Origin of the sequence: Geobacillus sp. LYN3 (assembly GCF_003064505.1) — a bacterium.
In the GTDB taxonomy this organism is placed as follows: domain Bacteria; phylum Bacillota; class Bacilli; order Bacillales; family Anoxybacillaceae; genus Parageobacillus_B; species Parageobacillus_B toebii.
In genome coordinates this window covers 1,049,530-1,058,900 of sequence record NZ_QCWL01000001.1, presented here as the reverse complement: position 1 = coordinate 1,058,900, position 9,371 = coordinate 1,049,530, and the positions used below count along the sequence as shown (strand labels likewise).

The following is a 9,371-nucleotide window of genomic DNA, read 5'->3' as shown; positions in this document are numbered from 1 at the left end:
TCAACCAGCCGAACGCGGCAGCCAATTAGGCTAGCTGCAAGCCCACGGCTTTAGCCGTTGGGTAGTTGACTGCTGTGATCCCTATCCAAACAACGTTTCCAGCATTTTCAGTTTTTCGTTCGTGTAATGGACAAAATTTTCGTTATACACCTTCGGTTCTTTCGGATTGGCAAAGCGGGTAATTTTTCGAGTCTTCGGATCGACAAACTTGCTGGACGCGCCGCAGCCAAGCCCGATAATCGACTGTTGTTCTTCCATAATCATAATGTTGTAAATGCTTTCTTTTCCCGGCAAGGCATATCCGACGTTTTCGAGGTTGCCGAGAATGTTTTTTTGCCGATACAAATAGTACGGAACATAGCCGTGCCGCTTCGTCCACTCTTGGGCCGCTTTCATCATTTCGCTGATTTCGTCGCGGTCGGCGACTTTGTATTTCGCTTTGTTTTTTGTCATTTCCGATGCTCGTTTAAACGAAAGCGTATGCACCGTTAACGACTCCGGCATGAGTTTTTCCGTTTGCGCCAATGTATAGGAAAATTCTTTTGTTCCTTCCCCCGGAAGCCCGATAATTAAATCCATGTTAATGTTGTTCATGCCCATCTCGCGGGCAAGATGAAACTTTTCAATCGTTTCGTCTACCGTATGGTGACGGCCGATTGCTTTTAGCGTTTCCTGAATGTAAGACTGTGGGTTAATGCTGATGCGATCGATGTTCCACTTTTTAAGCACATTCAGTTTCTCTGGTGTGATCGTGTCCGGACGCCCCGCCTCGACCGTGATTTCGCGGACACGCTCGACATTTGGGAACGACTGATACATTTCCGCATACAGCCGGTCCATTTCTTCGGCGGTGATGCTTGTTGGCGTGCCGCCGCCGTAATAAATTGTCGTAATGTTGATGCCGCGCTCTTTTAAAAAGCGGCCGACTTCCCGCATTTCGTAATGCAACCCAGCTAAAAAGGCATCGACGGAACCTTGGCGCCCGCCAATCGCATACGCTGGAAACGTACAATACGCGCATTTCGTCGGGCAAAACGGAATGCCGATATAAATGCTTACTTCATGGGCGAGGTCATATAAATCTGGCACGACTGTAAGCTGGCGGTCGACGATTTCCTGCATCAGCTCAATTTTTTCTTCTGTTACTAAATAATCATCGCGAAGCTGACGGTGCGCTTCCTCTTTTGAAAGACCGGAACGCAGCTTTTGATGCAACAGTTTTACCGGACGTATTCCTGTCAACACTCCCCATTGTTGAATCAGACCGGTATATTGCTGCAATAACGTCAAATATACATGAAACACCGTATATTTTATTTGTTTGAAACGATCTTTCTCCTCAAGATAGCCGGATACGTCTTTTTCATGATCTGCTTCATATTTATTTCCCGTTAATTTTTCCGTCAATATTCCATGCACATGAACACGCTTGTCGCCGTTTATCGAAAGCGCAACTGCTATATCTGCGTCGTGAACCGATTCAAATACCAGCTCATATTCTTCGAAAAATAATCCTGTGATTACCTCCAACGGACGTTGAAACCGCTCGACATCATGTAATCCTTGAATTTGAACGCGCAATGACATCACCTTTCCCAGTCAAGCTTATTTAAGTGTACAGAAGGCAATTCGCTCTCGTCAAGTAGCGAGATTCGCCAATGAAAAAGCTGGGACCATCCATCCCAGCTTTCCTTTTATCGTTTTATTTTTAATTTCCGCAGAAATTCCGGTCGCAGCTGCTTGCGGAAATGTTCTTTAATCATGTAGGCGACACCGAGCTGTTCGTTCGAACGTGTCACCCAGTCAGCTGCTTTTTTCACTTCCACTGGCGCATTTCCCATTGCGACTCCTAGACCAACAGCTTCAATCGCTGGCATGTCGTCGAGACCATCGCCGATTACAACCATTTCTTTTAAAGAAATTCCTAAATGATTGCCAAGGCGCTGCAATCCTGCGAGTTTTGACACGCCCTGCGGCACAATTTCCATCTTTTCGTTTGGGTGCATAATCATATCAATGGTCGGGAACGCTTTTGCTAATACCGACATGGCCTCATTCCTTTCTCGTTCGTTGGCAAAATAGACATCGATTTTCGGAACAGCCACTGGTTCATCCATTAATATATTGCCGAGCGAATCGACAAACTGCGTCGGATAAAAAAACGGATCGCCTGATGATAACACCGTTTTTACGACTAAATTTTTTTGCACTTTGTTCCGATTGCCGATCGAATAGCGCTCATGCATCAATCGAATGTTGCAATTGTAATTTTCAAGCACCTGCACAATGTTAAATGTCCGTTCTTCTGGAATAAGCGCTTCAAATATTTTTTCCTTTAGTGATTTTCCGATTATTGCACCTTGAAACGTGATCAATTCGCTATCCAATTTTAACGCTTTTGCGACTTTCCGTGCCGCGAGCAAATTTCGGCTCGTCATTAACGTCACGTAAACTCCTTTTCGTTTCACATATTCTACTGCTTCTTTTGTTTCCCTTTGCAGGCGGCCGTTGTTTTTTAAAATCGTTCCATCAATATTGAGAGCAAGCAATTTGTACATCGCTGTCTCCCCCTTTTCGAAAAAGTTGAATCTTGCCCCTCTTTGCGTTCGGCGTTTTTTTCTTTTTGAATTGTTTCGCCCTCCGCTTTTCTTCCCTGTCTAGCTTCGGCTCGCAACCGCTCGGGGTCAAATAACCTTCGCCTTCGGGGCGACAAGCACCCCTGCAGGCGAAGAACATTTGCCCGTCGCGGTTAAGCAGCTCGCCTCCGCTTTTCTTCCTATCACTTCATAGCTATGATAAAACGGACAAAAAAAGAACACCCAATACGAGTGTTCACATTTATTCTGCGAATGAACGATATAGTTCCTCTAGCGGTTTCATCGTGATTTGTTGAATATCGGATAATACCATGCTCATTCGTTGTTCAAGCGTCATCAGCTGGGCAAGCTTTTCGTTTTGCTGGGTGAGCGCCATCGCTTTTTGCGCTTGCTCGATTTCTTCCGGTAAAATTTCAGCACCAGTCATCTGTTTTTCATGAAGGCGCATTTGCAAATTGCGGAAATTCGTAAATAGGCGATACGCGGTTTCGTCGCGGCGCACCGCTTCGTATGCCTGCTTTAATTGTTGAAAATCACTGCTTGTACGGATTGCCTGCTCCAGCTGCTCGGCAAGGACATAGAGTTGATTGGACATAAAAAAGCCTCCTATAAAAAAGTAACGTATCACTATCATAACGTATGCGCCGAGAAAAAGCGATATGACTAACAAAAATTTGATAATCCGGACGGAACAGCATTTTGATTTCAAGTGTGTTTGTCACTCCACCGACCATCAAATCATCCCATGTTTCTCTCCTTTCACGTATGTTTTGCAATCACCAATATTAGGCGAAAATCATACGATACGATATGAAATAGAGTTTGTGTAACGAAAGCACAAATGAGGGAGAACAATGAACCACCCCCAAGCTATCGCCGTAATGACCGAAATTTTTCATACGGACTCACATGTTCACTTCGGATCCATACATGAATTTTGCAAGGAATTAGCGGAATATAGCAAGCAACATCACCTAACTTTATACGTTACATCTTTATCGATGTATTTAGAAAATGAACGAATTGGCTATCAGTGGATCAATGGAGAATGGACAAAAACGGAAGTACCGCCTGCAAAAGTGATCTATAACCGCATTCATTCACGAAAAACAGAATTAACCAGCTTATTTGAACGTCTTATCCAAAAGCTAAAAGATGAACATGTTCTTATGTTTAATCACCGTTTTTTGCATAAATGGGAAGTGCACGAATGTTTAATGAGCCATCCGTACTTGCATCCGTATTTGCCAAAAACGGAGTTATTCACAAAGAAACAAATGCTCGACGACTTTCTTGAACAATTTCCTGTCGTTTTTATTAAACCAATTTACGGCAGCCAAGGACGCCATATTTTGCGCATTGAAAAAACGGAAGGCAAGTTTCGCTTTGACTATTCCACGTTCATGAAAGATACGATGCAACAATATCCTTCTACTTCCGCCCTGTTTGCGGTCTTGAAAGAACGAATAAAGCTGGCATCCATCATTCAGCAAGGCATTGCCCTCCAGACGATGGAAGGACGTCTCGTTGATTTTCGGCTATCATGCCACCGCATTCATGACAGCGAATGGCGCGTAACATCCGCTATCGCACGCGTCGCCCAGCAAGAACAATTTGTCGCCAATCTTGCCCGCGGCGGGGAAATCGTTTCAATAGATGAGGTATTGCGGAAATGGTATGAACAAAACAGAGCGTTCCAGCAAAAAATGCTGTTAAAAGAAATCGCGCTCGAAACAGCTTCCGTATTAGCAAATGAAGCCGACGGATTATATGGAGAGTTCGGCATTGATTTAGCGATCGACCAAGAAAACAAACCATGGATTATCGAAGTAAACACAAAACCATCCAAACAGACCGATATGGCAATGTCAAATCGCCTTATTCGACCTTCCGCTAAAGCGATTATTGACTATTGTTTATCGCTTATCGAGCAAAAGGAGTGAGTAAAATTGATTTCTCTTGGATTTGTCACCGTCTATGATCAACAAGAAGTAAAGTATTCCACAGAAGTTGCCAAGCGGGCTGATCGTTATGGCATTACCGTATACCGCTTTACCCCTTTTGATATTGACCCGTTAACGGAAAAAGTGCGCGGCCTGCAATTTGATAACACCAAGCAATCATGGATAGAAAGCACTTTTGACATTCCCACCTTTTTATATGACCGTTGCTTTTATCGTGCGGATGACCGCTCGAAAAAAAGCAAACCGATCGTACAATGGTTAAAACATCGGCCAGATATTACATTTTTAGGACACGGATTCCCAAGCAAATGGGAATTGTACAAGAAGGTCATTGAACATCCATTGCTTTCCCCGTATATTCCCAAAACAGAACGTCTTCAATCCGCTATGGATGTACTGCACATGATCCAGAAAGAAAAAGCCGTCATTTGCAAGCCTGAACACGGCTCGCGCGGCAAGGGCATTTATGTCATAAAACAAATGAAGAACTTACTTCATATTTTAGATGCAAGTGGTCAAACAATTGCCCATATCAGACGAGAAAACGATTTGCAACGGTGGATTAATGATTTGCTTCAACACAACTCATACCTTATTCAGCCGTTTTTGCCGTTACAGACGAAGAAAAACGAGCCGTTCGATATCCGTTTTCTCTTCCAAAAAAACGAACGAGGCAAATGGAGCGAACGAGGCAGAGCGGTGCGAATCGGGCAGCCTGGAACAATGATTGCCAACGTCAGTGCCGGCGCTTCCATTTTCGATTTTTCGGAATGGATCAACCAAGTTTCTTCCCCACAACGCCTTTTTATTACCGATGGAATCGAAACGATTACAAACGTGTTGCCATCCTACTTGGAAGAGCAATTTGGCCCATTGTTTGAACTAGGTCTTGATCTCGGGATTACTGAGGAAGGCGCTGTATGGATCATTGATATGAATTCGAAGCCAGGCCGAAAAATTATTACTGCACTCACTCCTGAAAACTGTGACGTCTACGAAGCACCGCTTCGCTATTGTCTGTTTCTCGCAAACGAGGTGAATATCTCATGAAATATACATTAACGATACAAGAGGCGGAAGAAAATACGATTTATCTTCCGCCCGATATTTCGCTCTCCGGGCAAACGATGGCCGCGTTCGGAAGCATGTCCACCGCATGCTGCTTTGTTTCGTCCCCGGTTTTAGACAAACATATCGTTATCACAAACGATGTTGCCAAACGCTTACAAATCCCATTTTCTGCCGATATTCATCTATTTCTCACTGAAGACACCGTCCATCTTGGTCCGCTCATTGGCATTTTTACCGCAGGGTTTACGAAATCGCCGCTTCGTCCGGTGGGAAAACGGAGCTTTTTCTTTGCGAAACTGCTTTCACAAGAGAAAAAAGTCGGCGGATTTGCTTTTGTTTTTGGCGCTCATCATATTCATTGGGAGAAAGGAACGATAACGGGGTATTTTTATACAGAAAACGGTTGGGTCCAGCATGAAGTTCCGTTTCCTACCGTTATCTACAATCGCTTGCCAAACCGTCGAATTGAAAACGATGAAACATTTCAAGCAATTAAAGAAACATTAAAAAAAGAATACGGAATCCCTTGGTTTAACGAAAACTTTTTTAATAAATGGGAAATATACCGTCTGCTTGAAAAACATCCATTATCCAGGCCGTACCTTCCAAACACGTCTTTTTATCCTACGATCGAGACCGCCGATCAATTTTTAAAACGTTATGGCGAAGCATATTTAAAGCCCGCCAACGGCAGTCTCGGTTTAGGTATTTACCATCTTTTGAAGAAAAACACGAAGTATGAATGCCGATTTCGAGATGAACATGGAACTAACCGGTCGCAAACCTTTCCAACGTTATCATCTTTGTGGGAAAACGTTTTTTCACAAAAAAAATTAGATTCATATATTATCCAACAAGGGATTCGCCTCATGGAAGTCAACGGAAGAAAATTCGATTTTCGCGTTCATACAAATAAAAACGAAGAAGGGGTTTGGCAGGTGAGCGCGATCGCTGCAAAAATCGCAGAAAAAAGAAGCGTTACGACCCATATTAACAATGGGGGCATCGTAAAAACGATCGAAGAAATTTTCCCAGACCGAAGCACTCGCAACCATATCATAAGGCAACTTCATGACACCGTTCTTACCCTAAGCCGTTGTCTTGAGGAACAGCTTCAGATGAACATTGGTGAAATCGGATTTGATCTTGGAATCGACCAACAATATCGGATTTGGATGTTTGAAGCAAATTCGAAGCCGGGACGATGCATTTTTAAACATCCGAAGCTAAAGCGATATGATGAACTAACAGCGATGCTCTCTCTTGCGTACGCCGTTTATTTAAGTAAAAAAATAATTGATGAACCAGAGGCGTTATTCACATGACGATCATTTGCTACAATGAAAAAAAACAACAATGGTTTCATCAAGATGAAGGCCGTACCTACGTTTTTGGATACCAACATCCATTGTCTTTTTCTAACGAATTGCCGTCTTTTTCGTTTCACGTAAAAGAACAGCGGGGAAAAGTAGGACCGCTTGTCGGCATTATGATTAGCGAATCTTCCATTCCCGCTTTGTTAAAACAAAAAAAACGATATATCGAGCTGATCACCACTTCCTTGCAAGAAGCGGGAAGTATCGCTATCGTTTTACCATTTAGCTCTATCTATGAAAAATTCGTTCAAGGATATGTATTCGTTCGCGGCCTCGGACAGTGGGTGCCTGTTACCGCCCCTCTTCCCGACGTTTTTTACAACCGAATCAAAAGCAGATCAGAAGAAAAAACAGACGAATTCCAACGAATCATCGAATTTTTAAACAACCTTTGCATTCCATTTTTTAATCGTTCTTTTTTTACAAAGTGGGAATTATACGAGACATTACAAAAAAATGACCAATTGCGCCCGCATTTGCCAGCTACGCTTTTAGTTCATGATACGGACGATATACGAAAAATGCTGCAAATACACGGAAGTGTATACGTTAAACCAAACGAAGGAGCAAAAGGAAAAGGGCTGTTTCGCTTAACTTCTTCTCCTTTACAAACACACATCCTTTACGAACAAATAAATGTTCGAAAAACACTCACTTCCCTTGGCGAACTCACTCCTCTTTTTTCATCGAAACGCTACATTGTCCAACAAACAATTGACGCTGATACATGGAAAGGAAATCGGTATGATTTGCGTGTTCTCGTTCATTATCACCACGGCGCTTATGCAATCAGCGGCATTGGTGTGCGGATGGCGCCAGCGCAACAACTGACAACACACGTCCTAAACGGCGGAAAACTTCTGCCGTATTCCGAAGTGAAACATCGGATCGATGAAGCCCTTTTATGTAACCTAATTTCCGAGTGCGGGAAAGAAATGAGCAAGCATTTCGGTTTTATTGGCGAGTTTTCCGCGGATATTGGCCTTAGCAAAGATGGACAATTGTACATGTACGAACTGAACGCCAAACCGATGATTTTCGATGAACCGGACATTCAACATCATGGTGCCAAACAGCTTATCTCCCTATTTGATGAACTAGCTGGTTTTTTATCATCGTAAAAAATAGCTGGCTATATTGAATGGCCTGCTGTAATGAGTGATCTGCCGCTTTTTGTGCAGCTCCCGATAACATCTCACTTGCTTTTCGACACAACATTCCTTTTTTTAATTCATTGGAACAAAGCGCATACAACAGTTCGGAAACCGAAGCTGTTACGATCTTTTCACTGTCGCTTTCTTCATATGCCCCGGCAAGTAAATAGTGAATATATTGCCATAGTTTATATTGACGTGTTATATCCTCTAAATACAGAATAAATTGTTGTTTCCACGTTTCATCGCTCACTATTTCTGCCATCTGTTCTGCTAGTTGCGTTGATGTTCTTGTTATGTACAGCAGTTGTTTCACCGTGCGTATCATTGTGTTCCCTCCTTGCTTGTCCTGCTTTTTGACATATATATGATGAATACGAATAATCTATGCTTTTATAATACAAACTACAAAAAACAAGGAGGGACGCATTATGACGGAACGAAACAAACGGAATTATCAAGATTCCCAATATGAAGGACGCGATGAACACTATATGGATATCGACCGTATGATCAATGAGGGATTGGCAGGGGGCTATGTCCATGGCCACGGTGATGCCGTAAACATCGAGGAAGCGCGCGACTTAGCAAAAGAAGAACCTCCTCATGAAACAACGTAGCCATTCAAAAACCGATTTTCCTTTTTATTGGGAAAATCGGTTTTTCTTTTTGTATAATAAGTGAAAGGAATCATTCAGATGTAGAAAGGAAACATCGCCATGCTCAAACAGCTAAAATCCTACTATAAGGATGCAATCGTCATTAATGAACAAGTAGCCGACACTGATGCATATGAATGGTTTTATACAAAAGATGGAGATAAAATCGGAATTTGCAAACAACGTCTATCGAAACAGGAAAAACAGCTATTATCGATTTTTCTCACGCCGATTCCCGATGTCAGCCGTACGATTAGCGATGAAGAAATGGCGTGGCATCGTTGGGTCACGCATGGAGATTCAACGTTGCTGCAGCATTTTTCCTCCCAGTCCCCGTATTATCGCTTTATTCATTTTTTCATAAAAGGTTCTGTTGTCAACAAAGATGATTTTTTCGATGTCATCAGCGGGTTGTTTTCCGAACATATTATTATCGTTTGGGAACACGACTACCAAGGTGTCATTATTGAAAAAAAACAGTAACTATTCAGCCACATGATCAAGTGAGCTGAATATTTTTTGTATTTCCTGTCTATGATGTGAATATTGA

Annotated in this window: 10 protein-coding genes; 6 read left to right on the top strand and 4 right to left on the bottom strand. The window is 42.7% G+C overall.

From position 1 onward, the window contains the following. Positions 1 to 81 precede the first annotated feature (81 nt). The 3 genes from DCC82_RS05550 to DCC82_RS05535 form a co-directional block, all read right to left on the bottom strand. Positions 82 to 1,587 carry a coproporphyrinogen III oxidase gene (locus DCC82_RS05550; protein WP_012749327.1) on the bottom strand — a complete coding sequence of 502 codons (1,506 nt, stop codon included), beginning with the start codon at positions 1,585 to 1,587 and terminating at the stop codon, positions 82 to 84. A gap of 107 nt (positions 1,588 to 1,694) precedes the next feature. Then, positions 1,695 to 2,558: a Cof-type HAD-IIB family hydrolase gene (locus DCC82_RS05545; protein WP_012749326.1), complete on the bottom strand. Its 864-nt coding sequence runs from the start codon at positions 2,556 to 2,558 to the stop codon at positions 1,695 to 1,697. A 280-nt stretch (positions 2,559 to 2,838) separates the two neighbouring features. After that, a complete protein-coding gene (locus DCC82_RS05535; protein ID WP_012749325.1) occupies positions 2,839 to 3,192 on the bottom strand; it encodes a YlbF/YmcA family competence regulator in 354 nt (117 codons plus the stop codon). A gap of 259 nt (positions 3,193 to 3,451) precedes the next feature. Between DCC82_RS05535 and DCC82_RS05530 the strand changes: the two genes are divergently transcribed. From DCC82_RS05530 to DCC82_RS05515, 4 genes are read left to right on the top strand one after another with little or no spacing between them, the layout of a single operon-like run. After that, entirely contained in the window at positions 3,452 to 4,540 is a 1,089-nt protein-coding gene (locus DCC82_RS05530) for a YheC/YheD family endospore coat-associated protein (protein WP_081188648.1), read from the top strand. A gap of 6 nt (positions 4,541 to 4,546) precedes the next feature. Further along, positions 4,547 to 5,611, top strand: a complete 1,065-nt coding sequence (locus DCC82_RS05525) for a YheC/YheD family endospore coat-associated protein (protein ID WP_012749323.1) — start codon at positions 4,547 to 4,549, stop codon at positions 5,609 to 5,611. After that, a complete protein-coding gene (locus DCC82_RS05520; protein WP_012749322.1) occupies positions 5,608 to 6,957 on the top strand; it encodes a YheC/YheD family endospore coat-associated protein in 1,350 nt (449 codons plus the stop codon). Before DCC82_RS05525 ends, DCC82_RS05520 begins: the two co-directional genes overlap by 4 nt. Then, positions 6,954 to 8,129 carry a YheC/YheD family endospore coat-associated protein gene (locus DCC82_RS05515; protein ID WP_108430275.1) on the top strand — a complete coding sequence of 392 codons (1,176 nt, stop codon included), beginning with the start codon at positions 6,954 to 6,956 and terminating at the stop codon, positions 8,127 to 8,129. The genes DCC82_RS05520 and DCC82_RS05515 overlap by 4 nt, the downstream gene beginning before the upstream one ends. Here DCC82_RS05515 and DCC82_RS05510 read toward each other — a convergent pair. After that, positions 8,086 to 8,490 (bottom strand): hypothetical protein, encoded by a 405-nt coding sequence (locus DCC82_RS05510; RefSeq protein WP_012749320.1) that lies wholly within the window; start codon positions 8,488 to 8,490, stop codon positions 8,086 to 8,088. The two genes, DCC82_RS05515 and DCC82_RS05510, sit on opposite strands and share 44 nt — an antisense overlap. Before the next feature lie 103 nt (positions 8,491 to 8,593). Between DCC82_RS05510 and DCC82_RS05505 the strand changes: the two genes are divergently transcribed. Both DCC82_RS05505 and DCC82_RS05500 read left to right on the top strand, forming a co-directional pair. Next, complete coding sequence (locus DCC82_RS05505; RefSeq protein WP_012749319.1) at positions 8,594 to 8,782, top strand: hypothetical protein; 189 nt, start codon at positions 8,594 to 8,596, stop codon at positions 8,780 to 8,782. 99 nt (positions 8,783 to 8,881) lie between these two features. Then, a complete protein-coding gene (locus DCC82_RS05500) occupies positions 8,882 to 9,304 on the top strand; it encodes a hypothetical protein (protein WP_233252933.1) in 423 nt (140 codons plus the stop codon). Positions 9,305 to 9,371 lie beyond the last annotated feature (67 nt).

Bases quoted from the DNA above. Each gene is read 5' to 3' on its own strand.
- DCC82_RS05550 (WP_012749327.1), bottom strand. From the start codon at position 1,587: ATGTCATTGCGCGTTCAAATTCAAGGATTACATGATGTCGAGCGGTTT.
- DCC82_RS05545 (WP_012749326.1), bottom strand. From the start codon at position 2,558: ATGTACAAATTGCTTGCTCTCAATATTGATGGAACGATTTTAAAAAAC.
- DCC82_RS05535 (WP_012749325.1), bottom strand. From the start codon at position 3,192: ATGTCCAATCAACTCTATGTCCTTGCCGAGCAGCTGGAGCAGGCAATC.
- DCC82_RS05530 (WP_081188648.1), top strand. From the start codon at position 3,452: ATGAACCACCCCCAAGCTATCGCCGTAATGACCGAAATTTTTCATACG.
- DCC82_RS05520 (WP_012749322.1), top strand. From the start codon at position 5,608: ATGAAATATACATTAACGATACAAGAGGCGGAAGAAAATACGATTTAT.
- DCC82_RS05515 (WP_108430275.1), top strand. From the start codon at position 6,954: ATGACGATCATTTGCTACAATGAAAAAAAACAACAATGGTTTCATCAA.
- DCC82_RS05510 (WP_012749320.1), bottom strand. From the start codon at position 8,490: ATGATACGCACGGTGAAACAACTGCTGTACATAACAAGAACATCAACG.
- DCC82_RS05505 (WP_012749319.1), top strand. From the start codon at position 8,594: ATGACGGAACGAAACAAACGGAATTATCAAGATTCCCAATATGAAGGA.
- DCC82_RS05500 (WP_233252933.1), top strand. From the start codon at position 8,882: ATGCTCAAACAGCTAAAATCCTACTATAAGGATGCAATCGTCATTAAT.